The organism is Planktothricoides sp. SR001 (assembly GCF_001276715.1).
GTDB lineage: Bacteria > Cyanobacteriota > Cyanobacteriia > Cyanobacteriales > Laspinemataceae > Planktothricoides > Planktothricoides raciborskii.
Map to the genome: position 1 here is coordinate 1 of NZ_LIUQ01000039.1, position 17,200 is coordinate 17,200.

13 protein-coding genes and 5 pseudogenes are annotated in these 17,200 nt (G+C 45.8%); 13 read left to right on the forward strand and 5 right to left on the reverse strand.

Annotated features, from left to right (window positions below; translation table 11 throughout):
* Positions 1-184 precede the first annotated feature (184 nt).
* Positions 185-358 (reverse strand): hypothetical protein, encoded by a 174-nt coding sequence (locus AM228_RS33120; RefSeq protein WP_156331928.1) that lies wholly within the window; start codon positions 356-358, stop codon positions 185-187.
* A 181-nt stretch (positions 359-539) separates the two neighbouring features.
* Positions 540-842, reverse strand: coding sequence for a DUF1830 domain-containing protein (locus AM228_RS20025; protein ID WP_082348966.1), 303 nt, complete (start codon positions 840-842; stop codon positions 540-542).
* Positions 843-1,324: 482 nt separating this feature from the next.
* Between AM228_RS20025 and msrA the strand changes: the two genes are divergently transcribed.
* The 5 genes and pseudogenes from msrA (at position 1,325) to AM228_RS29975 (ending at position 5,043) form a co-directional block, all read left to right on the forward strand.
* The gene (msrA, locus tag AM228_RS20030; protein ID WP_054468567.1) at positions 1,325-1,984 is read left to right on the forward strand and encodes a peptide-methionine (S)-S-oxide reductase MsrA; all 660 of its coding nucleotides are present in this window, start codon (positions 1,325-1,327) and stop codon (positions 1,982-1,984) included.
* A gap of 543 nt (positions 1,985-2,527) precedes the next feature.
* Positions 2,528-2,725 (forward strand): annotated as a pseudogene (locus tag AM228_RS35510) (IS4 family transposase); the annotation flags it as partial.
* A 402-nt stretch (positions 2,726-3,127) separates the two neighbouring features.
* A pseudogene (locus AM228_RS20040) lies at positions 3,128-3,846 on the forward strand (IS1 family transposase).
* Between the two features lie 23 nt (positions 3,847-3,869).
* Positions 3,870-4,301 (forward strand): annotated as a pseudogene (locus AM228_RS20045) (IS630 family transposase); the annotation flags it as partial.
* Positions 4,302-4,318: 17 nt separating this feature from the next.
* Positions 4,319-5,043: pseudogene (locus AM228_RS29975) on the forward strand (IS1 family transposase).
* A gap of 26 nt (positions 5,044-5,069) precedes the next feature.
* Here AM228_RS29975 and AM228_RS20055 read toward each other — a convergent pair.
* Positions 5,070-5,357, reverse strand: a pseudogene (locus tag AM228_RS20055) (helix-turn-helix domain-containing protein); the annotation flags it as partial.
* A 304-nt stretch (positions 5,358-5,661) separates the two neighbouring features.
* Here AM228_RS20055 and AM228_RS20060 point away from each other — a divergent pair.
* The 7 genes from AM228_RS20060 to AM228_RS20090 all read left to right on the forward strand — a co-directional run bounded on the left by AM228_RS20060 (position 5,662) and on the right by AM228_RS20090 (position 14,324).
* On the forward strand, positions 5,662-7,062 hold the full coding sequence (locus AM228_RS20060) for a family 2B encapsulin nanocompartment shell protein (protein WP_054468578.1): 1,401 nt from the start codon (positions 5,662-5,664) through the stop codon (positions 7,060-7,062).
* 94 nt (positions 7,063-7,156) lie between these two features.
* Positions 7,157-8,020, forward strand: a complete 864-nt coding sequence (locus AM228_RS20065) for a geranyl diphosphate 2-C-methyltransferase (protein ID WP_054468579.1) — start codon at positions 7,157-7,159, stop codon at positions 8,018-8,020.
* Between the two features lie 95 nt (positions 8,021-8,115).
* Complete coding sequence (locus tag AM228_RS20070; RefSeq protein WP_054468580.1) at positions 8,116-9,285, forward strand: family 2 encapsulin nanocompartment cargo protein terpene cyclase; 1,170 nt, start codon at positions 8,116-8,118, stop codon at positions 9,283-9,285.
* A gap of 9 nt (positions 9,286-9,294) precedes the next feature.
* A complete protein-coding gene (locus tag AM228_RS20075) occupies positions 9,295-10,698 on the forward strand; it encodes a family 2B encapsulin nanocompartment shell protein (RefSeq protein WP_054468581.1) in 1,404 nt (467 codons plus the stop codon).
* A 396-nt stretch (positions 10,699-11,094) separates the two neighbouring features.
* A complete protein-coding gene (locus AM228_RS20080; protein WP_054468582.1) occupies positions 11,095-12,870 on the forward strand; it encodes a hypothetical protein in 1,776 nt (591 codons plus the stop codon).
* A 191-nt stretch (positions 12,871-13,061) separates the two neighbouring features.
* Entirely contained in the window at positions 13,062-13,313 is a 252-nt protein-coding gene (locus tag AM228_RS20085) for a helix-turn-helix transcriptional regulator (RefSeq protein WP_054468583.1), read from the forward strand.
* A gap of 282 nt (positions 13,314-13,595) precedes the next feature.
* A complete protein-coding gene (locus AM228_RS20090) occupies positions 13,596-14,324 on the forward strand; it encodes a heme oxygenase (biliverdin-producing) (RefSeq protein WP_054468657.1) in 729 nt (242 codons plus the stop codon).
* Positions 14,325-14,403: 79 nt separating this feature from the next.
* Here AM228_RS20090 and AM228_RS20095 read toward each other — a convergent pair whose 3' ends face one another.
* A complete protein-coding gene (locus AM228_RS20095) occupies positions 14,404-15,441 on the reverse strand; it encodes a succinylglutamate desuccinylase/aspartoacylase family protein (protein ID WP_322096583.1) in 1,038 nt (345 codons plus the stop codon).
* Positions 15,442-15,576 (reverse strand): hypothetical protein, encoded by a 135-nt coding sequence (locus AM228_RS36895; protein WP_313890664.1) that lies wholly within the window; start codon positions 15,574-15,576, stop codon positions 15,442-15,444.
* A gap of 409 nt (positions 15,577-15,985) precedes the next feature.
* On the opposite strand from AM228_RS36895, the gene AM228_RS20100 reads away from it, so the two are divergent.
* Positions 15,986-17,074, forward strand: coding sequence for a phosphodiester glycosidase family protein (locus AM228_RS20100; protein ID WP_054468584.1), 1,089 nt, complete (start codon positions 15,986-15,988; stop codon positions 17,072-17,074).
* The last annotated feature ends 126 nt before the right edge of the window (positions 17,075-17,200 follow it).

A 17,200-nucleotide genomic window follows, 5' to 3' on the forward strand; every position in this document is an offset into this window, starting at 1 on the left:
TCAATGGCTAATTCTTAGCTAATTTAACTAAATAAATAAAAAAACGCTCTCCTGAAAAGGGGGGCGTTTTTTTATTTTGGCAAGATTAGATAAAACTTATGTAAATAATTCGATTAGGCATATTTTCGGTGGATACAATTTGCCGGGGGATTTAGATTGAGATTCCGGCTGGTCAAAAATAATTTTATACTTTTATACTGAAATGATTGGTTTGCATCTCTCTAATTTCATCTATATATAGATATAGGATAAAATCTAGAATAAATTTTTGGGTTTTTTCCCCATATCCTGCAATCCAAAATCTTTCGACAGTAGAAAGACTTTCTTTTTCAAATTGATTGCTTTCCACTTCACCCACTGGAGCGTTGACTTTCTGTCAATATCGCAATCATTAATTTGCCATAAATTCGCCATTCAGGTTGGAAACCCTGGGGTCTGCTGGGGTCAGTCACCGATGACCAAATCCCTAAAATAAATTCACCCCAAAGCCCAGCATTTATGGGCTTTGGGGTGAATTGACGCCGAATGGTACAGGTCGGCTATGAATAACTGGAAATTAAGGCTTTGGACTGACTTAATGAGGTGTCTTCTTTTAACTGGAGGCGATCGCATGGAATGGTATCAGCCAGCACCGCACCCGCCATACAACTGGTATGAATTTCTAACACTGCCTGACTTGGGGCTTCAAACATCAGCCGTTGGGCAGGAAATACCACTCGTTCAAAATACCAATTAGAGATATTGGTAATTCGGGCTACTTGAATTTGACTTGTGGGATTCACATAGCAGCATAAACGTTTATCAGCGCAGTTGGTGGGTATTGGGTCGATGATTTGAGCCATGTTTAAATAACCTCTTATTATATCAGGTGTCGCCTTACGGATTTCCTTGTCTGCCAGTTAAATATTAACATTTCGTTACATTATCCGATAAAATCTTTAGATTTTGTTAATATTTCTCATTTTTTAGGTGAGAATTTTGTCAGCATTGTCAGCATTCAGAACGGCAGACCGGATCTATCACGGTTGTTCAGCCGATGTAGACCCTACAAGGGGATCATAACCGACTCAACTAGAATGCATCATTAAATTTCGGTCAAAAAAACAGCCCTGGGACTTATTCTGCACCGTAGGGATGTAGCAACAAAATCGATGAACTGCTACTACGGTGCGGCTTTTGGCGGCGATTACCTACCCTACGGGAAGGCGGAACGCCTACGGGATAGCTTCGCTTCACGCCAAATTCCCCGAAGTCTGGTAAAAAAGTTACATAATATGAAGAACGTCAACATATATCACTCTGGATCGAATCAGAGTCAAAGATCATGGGACTACTTGGATTATTTGGAAAAAAACTGACTCTACCCAGTAAGGAAAACGCTTTACCGGGGCGATCGCAGGCAATGCCCGTTCCTGAAAAGCATTTTGTGAACGGCAATCCCATGAAACCCCCTTATGCGGATGGGATGGAAACCGCCATGTTTGGCATGGGTTGCTTTTGGGGGGCAGAACGCAAATTCTGGCAGCAAAAGGGAATTTTTATTACAGCGGTTGGATATGCGGCTGGACTCACCCCAAATCCCACTTACCAAGAGGTCTGTACCGGGATGACGGGTCACAACGAGGTGGTCTATGTGGTGTTTGACCCCAAGGTGATTTCTTATGAAACCTTACTGAAAGTGTTTTGGGAAAATCACGACCCCACCCAAGGAATGCGTCAGGGTAATGACGTGGGCACCCAGTACCGTTCCGGCATTTATGTGTATTCCCCCGCACAACGGCAGCAAGCCGAACTCTCTCGTAACCTGTATCAACAAGCCCTCAGTCAAGCGGGTTATGGGGAAATTACCACAGAAATTCTGGATGCTCCAGAATTTTATTTTGCTGAAGAATATCATCAGCAATACCTGGCGAAAAATCCCAATGGCTATTGTGGATTAGGTGGCACCAAGGTGAGTTGTCCAGCAATGGTCACTTCTTTATAAAGGTAAGGCTACTGACCCCATCAAGTATTTCGCTGACCCGTCTAACCAGGATTTTGGAGTTGTCAAAACTCTCCGAAAGCCTGTGGCAAAGCTTGATTTATTACTTTTTCCTCTGCCTCTCAATGTCTTAAAATTTTTTACTTAAGATGCGAGTGCATTTCTCAACTGACTTTACAGATCAAAATCATTTTCCCAGCTAAAAGTATGTGTCCCTCATTTCCGAAAATTGCTAGCTAGTCCAAGTTGTCTTCTTGGGAACCATAAGTATAGCAAGTCGCGCTGGTCTATTTACAAATCCCGTAACTGAAACTGAGTCCAGGTGAGATGTTCATAAAAACAAAGTGTAACTAGACCAGCGCGAAGCGCTATACTTATCCCTTATCCCATCGTCGATTTCCTTCTATATTTATATACTTCTGGTAAATATTTATGCAGAAGTGTTGAATGTAAATAAAAAAGTGGTTAAAATAGCCACAATGATGTTCTAATAAGCGCGAAAAATTTAAATATTTAACTTTAAGCATGACTAAATATTCATTCTCTATGATTCTCAAAGACATCTTGAGAGACCTACCCAAAAATGACTATCCAGTATTAAAAAGCCGTCTATTTTTCGGGTGCTGGCTATCATTAGTAATGGATAACAGCTTAACCAGTATGCGCGATTTATTTAAAAGAATAAATAATAGGGGTTTTGGCGTAGATATCTCTACATTTTCCAAGGCAAGTTCTCACCGCGACTAAAAACATTTTCAACAAATTTATCAAAAATTAAATCGTAACTATTCAGGTGTCTGAAACACAGCCAGATCAAGGGTTTCAGAATTAATGTGAGGTCTAGACTAACAGATCATTCTCAATAAATACCAAAAAATAAGGGCTTTGGATTTTCTTGTTGATAATGGGTAAACAGGTAGAAAAATTTATAACCCATAATAAACGAGGCTTACAGCCGAACTATTACGACCTGAATGCTTACGTAAGCTTGATAGCTTATCTAATTTTACAGATTGTATCTATTCCCGAACAATGGGGAAATACACTATTAGATAAATTACGCTATTTACAATGTTGTATTTGTCAAAAAATTGGCGTTGCACACTTGTGGTATGCTAAGGATTAACATTAAAAGAAAACATGGCGATAATTTGTCCTGCATCCCAATCTACAAACATTAAGAAAAACGGCCATAAAAGAGGAAAACAAAATCATTATTGTAAGGATTCTGGTCGTCAATTTATTGATAGCTATTCTCCTAAAGGCTATCCAGATGATGTCAAGAAACATTGCCTTCATCTTTATGTTGAGGGAAATGGTCTTCGTCGCAACGATTAACTGGCGTTTGTCATAACACAGTTATTAATTGGATAAAAGCCGCCGCATTAAGCTTGCCAGAACAACCAGATTATCAGGAAATTCCCGAAGTGACTCAAATAGATGAATTACAGACTTATATAGGTAAAAAAAATCAAATCTGGCTGTCGAATGCGGTAAAGAAAGGGTTGGCAGTAATTTTAGCTTATGTAATAGGCGATCGTTCGGCGGCAACATTTGAACCATTATGGAAAATCCTTAAAGGATGGGAATCATTTTTTTATGTGACAGACGGTTATGTTGTTTATCCCCAATTTATTGACGAAGCCGCTCATATTATTAGTAAAACATATATGACTCGTGTGGAAGGGGAAAATACAAGACTAAGACATTACTTGGCTCGGTTACATAGAAAAACTCTGTGTTATTCTAAATCTCTCTTAATGTTGCAACTCTCAGTCAGATTAGTTATTTATTATTTAAGGCATAAAAATGTACCTATTCCATTGACTTACTCTAGAGAGCCATTGCCAACGCGGTCTCTATAGCATACCATCAGTGTGCAACGCCAGAAGAATGTCTTAGGCAGGAGCCACGCACCTACAACAGTAAACAACTGGCTAAAAAACTGGCGGCAGAACGGCAAGTTTACCTAAGTCCAGATCGCCTCAGACGGGTTCTAAAAAAAAGGGAATAATTTGGAAACGAACAAGAATCAGTCATAAAAGTAAGCAAGACCCAGAAGAAAAAAAGATAAAACAAGCCGATCTAGATATGCTGGAATTCGCCGCAGCAGCGGGAGAAATTGACTATCAAGTATTTAGACGAGTCGGGGTTTTGTTTATGGAGTTCAGTCGGTTATACCTATTTTCCGTCCAAGGAACAGAAACGTCAGGAACAAACGCCAAGACGAGGGAGAAGACTGAGCATTTTAGGAATAATGCAACCAAAAGTGAGCTTTAATTATGGCGTTGCCCATTCGTGGTATGCTAAGGATGAACATTAAAATAAAACATAGCGATGATTTGTCCTGTATGCCAATCTCAAAACATTAAGAAAAACGGCCATAAAAGAGAAAAACAAAATCATTATTGTAAAGATTGTGGTCGTCAATTTATTGATAGCTATTCTGTTAAAGGCTATCCAGATCATGTCAAGGAACATTGCCTTCATCTTTATGTTGAAGGTAATGGTCTTCGTCGCATAGAACGATTAACTGGTGTTTGTCATAACACAGTTATTAATTGGATAAAAGCAGCCGCATTAAGCTTGCCAGAGCAACCAGATTATCAGGAAATTCCCTCAGTCACTCAAATAGATGAATTACAGACTTATATAGGTAAAAAAAAATAAAATCTGGCTGTGGACTGCCGTCAACAAAGGGGTAGCCGGAATTTTAGCTTATGTAATAGGAGATCGTTCGGCGGCAACATTTAAACCATTATGGAAAATTCTTAAAGGATGGGAATCATTTTTTTATGTGACAGATGGTTATGTTGTTTATCCCCAATTTATTGACGAGGCCGATCATATTATTAGTAAAACATACATGACTCGTGTGGAAGGGGAAAATACAAGACTAAGACATTACTTGGCTCGGTTACATAGAAAAACTCTAAGAAGATTCTAAATCTCTCTTAATGTTGCAACTCTCAGTCAGATTAGTTATTTATTATTTAAGGCATAAAAATGTACCTATTCCATTGACTTACTCTAGAGAGCCATTGCCAACCCGGTCTCTATAGCATACCACCAGTGTGCAACGCCATTCTTCTACATAAGCTATATCAGCCTCTTTCCACTTCGGTTTGTTTCCGCGCCCCGGTTTGTCCCACAGTCCCCCTAGTCCCTTCTTCTCCCAACGATGCAGTGTGTCCCTGACTCTCTCAACAGACCAGTTAAAGTGACTCGCAATCTTTTCAACATACCATCCATCAGCATTCAACCGGACAACGGAGGCTCTATCTTTTACCCTTTGAGGTAGAGTGGTTGCCTTTCTAAGTTCAAACAAGGTTCGATCTTCTTCCGGGGTCAGAAATACTCTCAGACGAGCGCCCATAATTTTTTCCTCCAACGAGCTGACTGGTCTTTACTTATCTTTACATACTTTTGATTTTTTGTACCTACCTAATTAGTTATGTTCATTGGTTTGAGGAGATGACGTTTTTTTGAAAAATTTATGCTTCAAAGACATAAGTGTAAATTACAATGTAAACTTTTGTATCGAAATTCAACATTTCTGATATTTATGGTTGAATTAATTTTATCTAATAACTTGACATTTGATAGGCTCTTTAAGAGCCTATCAAATGTCAACACGGCATACAACCATCAACCCATTCATTACAATCAAGGGGTAAAAGATGACAGAAAATGTGAATTCTAATGGGCAGACGCTAGCGGAACAGTCGAGCCTGAGTACTCGGGCAGCGAAGCAGTTGGCCACAACCACCAAGACCGCTCCGCAGATGCAGGGCATCACCTCACGCTGGATCAGCAGCCTGCTGCCTTGGGTGCATCTGCGCGGCGGCTCTTATCGCGTCAACCGCCGCTTGACCTATGCGCTGGGTGATGGTCGCGTCACCTTTACGAACGTCGGGTCAACGATTCAGGTAATTCCCCAGGAGCTGCGCGAGCTGGCCTTTCTGCGCGACTTTGAAGACGAAACCGTCTTGAACGCGTTGGCCGACCGCTTTGTGCAGCAGGAGTTTCAACCCGGTGACATCCTGGTAGAGAAGGGAACCCCCGCCGACCAGATTGTGCTGATTGCTCACGGCAAAGTGAGCAAGATCGGTACGGGCAAGTATGGCGATGAGGTGGAATTGGGTGTGTTGATCGATGGCGACCACTTTACCTATCAGGCCATTCTTGAATCCGAAGATGTATGGGACTTCACCATCAAGGCGCTCACGCGCTGTACGGTCTTGGCGCTGACACAAAACTCTTTTGAAGAACTGGTCAACTCCTCAGAATCGCTTCAGGCGCACATCGAGGCGTTTCAAGCCCAACCCCCCAAGGACCAGGATCGGTACGGTCAGGCCGCCATCGATCTGGCCGCTGGCCACAGCGGCGAACCCGTGCTGCCCACGACCTTTGTCGATTACGAGACCTCTCCGCGTGAATACGAGTTGAGCCTGGTGCAGACGGTGCTGCGTGTTCACACCCGCGTTGCCGATCTCTACAACGATCCGATGAACCAGATTGCAGAACAACTCAAGCTAACGGTGCACGAGTTGCGCGAGCGCCAGGAGTACGAGTTGGTCAACAACCAAGAGTTCGGCCTGTTGCACAACGCCGACCTCAGCCAGCGCTTCTCCACCCGCAATGGCCCGCCCACGCCAGATGATTTTGATGAGCTGATCACCCGCCGCCGCAATGCCCAGTACATTTTTGCCCACCCGCGTGCCATTGCCGCCTTTGGCCGCGAGTGCAGCAAGCTGGGTCTCTACCCCGACAGCCATGATATGGGGGGCGAACGAGTCATGGCGTGGCGCAACATCCCGATTTTGCCCTGCAACAAGATTCCCATCAGCAACACCCAGACCACTTCCGTGATCGTTGTCCGTACCGGTGAGGACAATCAAGGTCTGATCGGTCTTCGACCCGCAGAGTTGCCCGATCAGCACGAGCCGGGGTTGAACGTGCGCTTTATGGGCATCAACGAGAAAGGCATCATCTCCTATCTCGTCAGCAACTACTTCTCCGCTGCCATCCTCGTACCCGATGCCGTCGGCGTGCTCGAAGATGTCGAGCTAGGACGCTAGTAAATCCCGGCAGAGGTACCTGAACAGTCAACTGTCAGCATCTTCACCATACACTCATTGAAACACCTATTGAGAAGTAACGCATTCTATAGCCATGCCCCAAAATATCACTGCCGACAATGTTTTGCGTAACGAATATCAAAAGTCGGTTGCCAACTATTGGAACCAAGAAAAAAATCCCGTTAATCTGCTGCTAGGCGACGTTGACGGCTATTACCACCACCACTACGGGATCGGCGATGTCGATTGGTCGGTGTTGGAGGCCCCCGAAGGTGAGCGCGACGATCGGATTATTCGCGAGTTGCACCGGCTCGAACACGCCCAGGCTGCGTTCCTGCTCGATCATCTGGGCGACGTCAAGCCTGATGACCGCGTGATGGACGGCGGTTCCGGTCGCGGCGGCACCAGCTTCATGGTCAATGAACGCTTTGGTTGTCAGGTCGATGGAGTGTCAATCTCAGAATCTCAGGTCGAGTTTGCCAACGACCAGGCGGCGCAGCGCGGCGTGACCGAAAAGGTCAAGTTCCACTTTCGCAATATGCTGGATACAGGCTTCGAGACGGGAGCCATGCGTAGCATTTGGACGAATGAGACCACCATGTATGTAGATTTGTTCAAGCTGTTCGCCGAGTTTGCACGCCTGTTGCAGGATGGTGGTCGCTACGCCTGCATCACGGGTTGCTACAACGACGTTACGGGGGGGCGCTCGCGGGCGGTCAGCCAAATCGATGCCCATTACATCTGTAACATCCATCCGCGCAGTCAATATTTCAAGGCACTGGCAGCGAACAACCTCGTCCCGATTACCGTCACCGACCTGACTCCCCTAACGATTCCCTACTGGGAACTGCGGGCCAAGTCTTCGCTCGTCACCGGGGTCGAGGATTACTTCCTTACGGCATACAAAGAGGGCAGCTTCCACTACCTGCTCATCGTCGCCGATCGGATCATTCGCTAAGGCTTATCCAAAACACAAATCGCATCATAGTGTGGTGCGTAGCGCGCATACCGCACACGCACCACACACCACCACTCTGATACAGGGATAAGACGATGAAAGATACCAACCTGGATAATACGAGTACCCCATTTTTATTCGGTCCGACTGGCCTCGGTACATCCGCCGCTCGCTTTGTGAGCGAGCTAGCCAAGGCTGCTCGTGCCGGTAACCTGGAACCACGGCTGCCCCAGGCAGACCTCGCCCCGGCGGGGGACCTCGATCCGGCCTATGCAGAGAGAGCCTGGGGCGATGGGACTGCCTCGCCGCTCTACTGCCCCATTACCGAGCGATTCAACGAGCCGCTGGCGGACGAGGTAGACGATCGGCTGGCGGCCTGGGCACTAGAGTGCGGGTTCGATGAGGACGAGGTGGAGAAGATTCGTAAGGTACGGTTCGGACGGCTGGTTATGCTGGCCCACCCGGACTGCGACGACCCAGATCGGCTGTTGATCGGTGCCAAGCTGAACATGGCCTGGTGGGCTGCCGACGACTACTACGCCGACGACAGCGATCTCGGTGCGGATCCAATGTTGCTGCCCCCACGTCTCGTCTTGGCGATGACCGCCTTGGACCCGCCACCCCCGGCGGGAGAATTTACCCCACCGGTGGAGGAAGCGATCGCCGAAGATCGGGTGCTGGTGGCCTTCAGTAAGGCCATCGACTACTTGGGCCAGTACGCCACGCCGGAGCAAGTCCAGCGCACCTGTTACGCCACCTTCTCTATGTTTGTCTCTTGGGGTGCCTATGCGGCATGGCGCTACACCGACGAGTACCCGCCAGCTTGGAAGTATCTAGCCGCGCGCCAGCACGACAGCTTCTACACCTCCATGACGCTAATCGACCCCATCGGAGGGTACGTCCTCCCAGGGGATCTTTTCTTCGAGCCGCGCGTCCGTCACGCAGCGTTCTTGGCCGGGATAGCCTCGCTCCTGGTCAACGATCTCCTTTCCGTCAATAAGGATCTGGCAGACGAGCAGCCACCGGTCAACATGGTGCTACAGATTGCGGCGGATCGGGGTTGCTCTATTAAAGAGGCGACAGAGATCACCGTCAAACTCCACAACGACCTGGTTCATGATTTTCAGGAGCGCCACCGGAAACTCCAGACCGTGCCCAACATGGAACTTCAACGCTTCCTGCGCGGGTTGCGCGGATGGATGGGCGGCGGGTTTGAATGGCACAACAGTAGCCCGCGGTATAAGACTAAAACGAGTGAAAAATAAAGGTGAATCATGGTAGAAGAAGTGAATCTTAACGGGCAGGCTATACCGATGCAGTCGAGCTTGAGTACAGATGCGGCGCGCAAGTTAGCCACAACCGCCAAGACTACTCCGCAGATGCAGGGCATCAGCTCGCGCTGGATCAGCCGCCGGTTGCCCTGGGTGGAACTGCGCGGCGGCTCCTACCGGGTCAACCAGCGTTTGACCTATGCGCTGGGCGATGGCCGAGTGACCTTTACCAATGTGGGGTCCACCATACGAGTGATCCCGCAAGAGTTGCGCGAAATGGCTCTGTTGCGCGAGTTTGACGAGGAAATGGTGTTGAACGCGCTGGCAGATCGCTTTGTGCAGCAGGAGTTTCAACCTGGTGATGTGCTGGTGGAAAAGGGAACCCCCGCCGACCAGATTGTGCTGATTGCCCGTGGCAAGGTCAGCAAAATCGGTACGGGCAAGTATGGCGATGAGGTGGAGCTTGCGGTGTTGACCGATGGCGATCACTTCACCTACCAGGCTATCATCGAATCCGGCGATCTCTGGGACTTCACCATGAAGGCGATTACGCGCTGCACGGTGTTGATGCTGACGCAGGGGGCGTTTGAAGAGGTGGTGGCTTCCTCTGAATCGCTGCGGGCCCACATCGAAGAATTCAAGGCCCGCCCGCCAAAAGCCCAAGATACACACGGTCAGGCCGCCATTGCGTTGGCTGCCGGTCATACAGGCGAACCCGTGCTGCCCACGACCTTTGTCGATTACGAGACCTCTCCGCGCGAATACGAGTTGAGCCTGGTGCAGACGGTGCTGCGTATCCATACCCGCGTTGCCGATCTCTACAACGAGCCTATGGACCAGATCGAACAACAGCTTAAATTGACTGTGCATGAGTTGCGCGAGCGCCAGGAGTACGAATTGGTTAATAATCAAGAGTTCGGCCTGCTGCACAACGCCGACCTCAGCCAACGCTTTCCCACCCGCAACGGCCCGCCTCACCCGGATGACATGGACGAGCTGATCGCTAGGCGGCGCAATTCACAGTACATTTTTGCCCACCCGCGTGCCATCGCCGCCTTTGCGCGTCAGTGCAACAGAATGGGTCTCTACCTGGAAAGTATCGATGTGGGTGGAAACCGCATTCCGGCCTGGCGTGGCATCCCCATCTATCCCTGTGGCAAAATCCCCATCAACAAAACGACCCGGACCACGTCGATCATCGTCATGCGTATCGGTGAGGACAATCAGGGCGTGGTGGGTCTTCGGCCTGCGGAGTTACCCGAGCAATATGAGCCAGGGTTGAACGTGCGCTTTATGGGCATCAACGAAAAGGCCATCATCTCCTATCTGGTCAGCAACTACTTCTCCGCCGCTATCCTTGTCCCCGACGCCGTCGGCATTCTCGAGGATGTCGAGATCGGGCGGTAAGAGGTCGGTAGGACAGAACGGGTGCGTTCCACTAAGTAGTTTGGTCTAATAAAGTGGTGATGAGAGAAACTTGTTGTGTCCGAAATCCTGGAATAGCAATATAGTCATTCGTGACAGGTTAAGAAAGTGAAGCGAATGTCAATGAGTGAATATGCTCAAATTAATAGGGAATAATTTTGAGAATATCACCTGGTCGGGGAGAGGGAAAAGGCAATCGCTGATTGCCTTTTCCCTCTCTGTATGATTATCATTATAGCAACCGCCAAGGCGGTTAGGACGTAAACTAAAGCAATATACAAGAATATAGAGAAGCAAAGAAATAGCTGTCCACGGGCTTTTGCCCGTGTTTATTCTCTGTTTAACTTGAAAATCTGTTTAACTTGGCAAAATTTCCCCATGATTCCTAATTTAAAGCAAAAACTGAAAACCCTGAAACGCCAAGAACGCAAATTTTTACAAGTTGTTTCTCTGGTGGGTTTTAGTTTGTCTTTGATTTGGTTAATTTATACGCTTTTTTCCTATGTAAATGGTACGCCATCACCGCCATTGCCTAGCCCGGAAATGGTGGGAAAAAATTATCCTGTTTCTGCGTTAGAAACATCGGTGATTCAGTCGGTAATTCAGTCAGAAAATAATTCGGAAAATATGGTTCAAAATCAGGGATGTGGCAGTCCCAAGGGCGGGTCAAAGGATAATCCGATCGCTACTCAATATGGCCAAAATACTTATCCTTGGACTAACCAAATTAAATGGAATTGTGTCTATAATATTCAAGATTTTTATGGGGCAAATATGAGCGATCGCTTATCGGCGGCGATCGCGGCGGCGGCTGGAGGAGGGGTGATTTATTTTCCTGCGGGAACTTATGAATTTAACGATCATATTTATCTCACTGATAGCGTAGTGTTACGGGGAGAAACCCCAAAGGTGACTGATGCTAAATCTGATAATTATGACCCACCGAGTAAATTAGTCTTTCCTCAATATCAACCCAGATTATCTGGCAATGGCACCCCTAACGATACGGCTTTTAAAAAAATCTTAACCCGTCAGAGCGATCAAGATAGTAATTTAGGCTTAGTCAATCTAGATATTAATCGGGCAGCGATTTCTATTGTCGGGAATTCTGAGACAGGAACTAATAAAAACTTGCTGGTTTTTGGCATTAAAAGCAACAATGTAGCAGCCCCAGACCCCCAGGTGCCGGATGTATCGTTTCAAGCCCCTTGGATGCGGTTTAGCGATCGCTTTGCCACGAATATTAAACTGCAAGCCAAAGAAAATATTTTAGTTGCCAATAATCGGATTAATGATAAGCCAACGGATACTTACGACCAGCCCGGATATCAAATCCAATCGCGAGATCAAAAATCAACGATCGCATTAGAAGATGGCCGCCAAGTTCCCTTTAGCTATACTGACCACTATGGTATTGTAGTGAATCGGTCAAAACCTGGGGGATTTCAATTAGCGGCCACCCCGGATAGTGAACCGGGACTATTTAGAAAAGGTATTGTCATTCGGGATAATTGGGTTTATCACACCATGCGAGTGGGGATTCAAGCATCTGGAGATGGTTTAGTAATTCAAGATAATCAAATTAAAGATAATCCCCGAAAACAAGCTTGGGTACATCCCACCGGACTGCGAGAACCCAGAGGCGCCGATACTTTTGAAAATCGGGCTATTGACTGGTCTGGTTGGAATGTCAAAATTCAGGGCAATCAATATGAAGTGTATCAGCATAGAATCCAGGATTCTAAATATTTTAGTACCGACGGGGAAGGGATTCTGATTCAAGAATGTTGTGGGGGCACCACCGTCAATGGTGCAGAGATTAAAAATAATCGGGGCAAGGGTTATATTGGCTTGTACAAAACTCAAGAGATTAAAAATGTGACCATTCAAGGAAATGAAGTGTTGCATAGTCCCACGAATAATACCCCGCTGATTTATCTTATGGCGGATACGAACAATCGCCCCTATTCTATGGGAGATGTCACCGTAGAAAATAATACCGTTCAGGGCAGTATTTTCCTCAAAGCTAGTGCCGGAGGATCCAGGAACGTGGTGCAAAATAATCAAGGAAGTAATCAGGGGGCGATCGAGGTTTCTTGCCATGTGCAAGTAACCGGAAACCAAGGCTTTGCAGCCAAACCTTGTTGGCGGTGAATTGGTTATTGGTTATTTGTTGTTGGTTATTTGTGGTTGGCGATCGCTCGTCATCAAAACCCATAACGAATAATCAATAACTAATAACAAAAATATTTATATGGTGTAAGATTTCTAGTAAGCTGTTAACTGGTCATGTAGATGACCGCGAAAAGGGACAAGACTTACACGGAAAAACAGGAGTTTGAGTCATGCCGATCACTTGTAGACTACGGGAAATGATGGCGGAGAAGAAATTAAAGCAGTTTGAGGTGGCGATCGCCACTAAACTCAGTCCGACCATTATTGGCAACCTTTATCACAACCAGTTTCGCCGAATTGACTGCAAAACCGCAGAAAAACTCTGTCATTATTTTGATTGTGAGTTAGGTGACTTGTTTCAACTGCTCGATCAGCCCTCAACTTCGTCCGTGGATTCGACCCCATCCAAATCCAGGACTTAAGTGAGGGCAGTGGAGCGATGGCTACTGAGTGTAATCACTTATAATCACTTATCAGGGAATATCAAGGAATATTTTGATTATTTTGAGTATTTTTACCTGCTCTCAAAGAGTTGTCAGGTGAAATTACTCATGGAGGTGGCGATCGCATCCCCCAGGTATCACCGCTCAAGCGTAACAATTCTTAATGAAATTTCTCAGCAAATCATTTTAATCTTATGAGTTAGTGGTTTTCATAAATCTAGCCGCCAGCCGTTTATTTTTTAAGTGTTGAAAAATCTGGATATGAGCAGTAATCTAGCGACTAAATTGCGTGAGGGAACCAAGAAGTCTCACACGATGGCCGAAAACGTTGGTTTTATCAAGTGCTTTTTAAAGGGCGTTGTAGAAAAAAATTCTTACCGCAAGTTAGTCGCCAACCTCTACTTTGTCTATTCGGCAATGGAAGAGGAGATGGAGAAACAGAAAGCACATCCAATTGTTTCTCAGATTTACTTCCCTGAACTGAACCGAAAAGGCAGTTTAGAGCAAGATTTGAGCTACTACTTTGGTAGTAACTGGCGCGATGAAGTGGTACTGTCTCCTGCCGGTGAAACTTATGTGCAAAGAATTAGAGAAATCTCTGCAACCGCACCAGAACTCTTGGTCGCCCATTCCTATACTCGGTATTTGGGTGATCTCTCTGGGGGTCAAATTCTCAAGAAAATTGCTCAAAATGCCATGAACCTGTCGGAAGGACAAGGGACCGCTTTCTATGAGTTTGCGGATATTGCGGATGAAAAGGAATTTAAGAATAAGTATCGTCAGGCGATGAACGACCTCCCGGTTGATGAAGCCAGCGCCAATCGGATTGTAGATGAAGCTAACGATGCTTTTGGCATGAACATGAAGATGTTTAATGAACTCGAAGGTAATCTGATTAAGGCGATCGGTGTGATGCTGTTTAATAGTGTGACTCGACGACGCACTCGTGGCAGCACAGACTTGGCTACCGCTGAAGTGGCCAACACCTAGGCTGTTTTCACGGATTAGGTTTCGCTCTCCGCTATGATAGAGGCGTGGAATTTCCTTCTGTGGGGGAAATTTCGCGCCTTTATCCGTTACCGGGTGATTTGTTACTGGGTGATTTTTTCCGGTGATTCCGGCCCGATAAGATATATTCCCCTTGGTTGACGGCATGATTGGTGGTGGTATTGAAGACTAAGCCGGGAGTTTGGGCATAAATAGCGATCGCCTCTGGTGGCAGACCTTCTTTATTAAAACTAAGTAGGGAATAAAGCAACTGTCCCGCTTTAACTACAGTTCCCAACTCCACCAAATTTTGCACCAATCCACCAGATCCAGCATAATATTCCTGGATTTCACTTTTGCGATGAAATTGGGTTTGATGGGCAGTGGTTTCCGGGAGGGGAAAACCCGGAATGTCTAACATCCTTTTGACCGCTAAGTAATTTTTAATTCCTCGGACGCCATTAGCTACGGACTCTGGCTGGATTTGCTGACCCCCTCCTAATTCTAATGTCCAGGATTCGACATCAAACTGGATTGGCTGACCTAATTCGGCTAAACATTTTTCCAAGGCTAACCACGGTTTGAGAAAGGCTTCATCAAAGGCATCCCAATCATAGTCATTCATTAAGACGGCATGAGGGAATAAAAACCCTTTAGCACTGTCTTCTCGACTGGAAAAACAATAGAGGTAATCTAAGGCTCGATCGGTGGCACTGTGGCAGTCAATGATGTAATTGGCATCGAGACATAAGGATTGTAATTGATATCGATAAAGAATCCGAAAAGGCACACTCAAGGGAGACTGAATTTGTTGATGTCGTTGGGGAAAACTCTGTTGAATTTTTTGTAAATATTGTCGCCGAATGGTTTCTGGGTGCTGATTCAGTTGCGATTGGGCAAAGGCGAAAATATTTTCTTTTTCTTTTTTATAGTCCCAAAAAATTCGATTCCAGTCTCGGCCATCATAAGGATTATATCGCCCGGTAGAAAAGTGATGATATCGCTGATTAATGCTCAGAGGATTACAGAGGGGGACTAAATAAATTTCTCCCATGAGTTGCTTTTGATCTATGCTGATTAAGAATTGAATTAACTCGTGAATTACGGCGTTACAGGAAATTTATGCCCCATGTAAATTGGCTTGAATATAGGCTTTTTTCCCCGGCTGACTGCCGGTGAAGCGATACACTTGTAGCCCTAAGCGATCGCCAGATGCCATTTGCAGTAGCGGCATTGTCAAAATCGTGAATTCCATAATTTTTTTCTCGATGAATTAAAATCAAATTACCATTTTTTATTGCCCTGATTGCCCATATGAAGGATAAGAAAATTCCGGGTAATTGAGGAATTGCCGATTAATTGCCCCCAGAATCGGCACAGGCGATCGCACAAATCTTGGTGAATCAAGGTTGGGGAAAATAATAGCCACTTTTGGCTTTGGTGAAAAGATTAAACATATTAATACGATCCTTAATGGTAGTCGGCCAAAATTTCTGGTCTAGAAACCGGGTTTCTGTATCTGGGAAGAAAACCTGTTTTATCACTCAGACTAGAAACCCGGTTTTTGGCATTATGCTTATAAAATAGAAAGTAATCCCCCCTTGCTGCCCCCCTTGATCCCTCCTTATCAAGGGGGGCAGCATTCAGATTGTCAGGAGATAGTGATGGAAAATCCCCAAAAAAAACATGGAGTGTTCCCCATGTTGCGCCGAAATTTTTTATTTTTTATGATCGTGGGGATGGCGACAGTTTCTAAAGATTTTGTGATCAATGGGTTTCAATTTTTTTGCCCAAAAGCGATCTCCCTATTAAATCGCCGATTAAATCGCCGTCAATTGTTATCAGAACCTCAAGCAGATATAGAAACGGTGACTCCAGGGATTTCCCCGCCAAAAACAGGGTTAACCGATGCCCCAGTCATTGCTGCCGATCCGCCAAAAGCGATCGCCACTATGACCACTTTGAACAAAAAACAACCGATCGCCCTTGAACACAAAACATTAAAAGATATTTCATTTTACCAAGTAACCATTGATTTAAACGATCCAGAAAATCTGCTGACGATTGGTTTAGCTAATAATGCCACGCAAGCGAATAATTCTCGGTCTACAAAAGGCGATGAACCCTTTGCAACAATGGTGGCTCGTTCTCGCGCTGCGGTGGTGGTCAATGGAACTTTTTTTAGCATAGATGCCCAAAAACAAGTGATGGGAAATATGGTAGCGGGAGGCAAATTTCTCAAATATCGACCGTGGGAAAATTATGGCACCACCTTGGGGGTGAAAGCCGGGAATCAACTAGAAATGAAGACTGCGAGAATCGAAGGAAGACCGCAATGGCAAGAACATTGGTTCTCGATTACCAGTGGGCCAAGATTGCTTAAAGATGGCAAGATTTGGTTGGCACCACAAAGTGAAGGGTTTAGAGATCCTAGTGTGTTGAATATTGCTTATCGGACAGCGATTGGATTTTCAACTCAGAAAAAGTTACTCTTTTTGGTGGCATTTTTGGTTCCGTTATCCTTACAAGAAGAAGCAACTATGATGCAGGAGATCGGCTGCGATCAAGCCATGAATTTAGATGGGGGAAGTTCAGAAGCATTAGCCTATCATGGAAATATTTTAATTGCTCCTGAGAGTTTGTTGACGAATGTGATTGTAGCTTACGATCGCAAATTTCCCGCCCCCAAAGCATTAAAAACCTCCTGGGAGCAGTTTCAAAGGGGCGATCAGTCTGAAATTCCCAAGTTTTAACCAGTTACTTTTTGTTGGCCATTAATTTCCAATCAAAAGTCAACCATCAACCATGGAATCCCTACCCATCAACAGTCAAAAGTCAACCATCAACCATAGAATCCCTACCCATCAACCATCAACAAA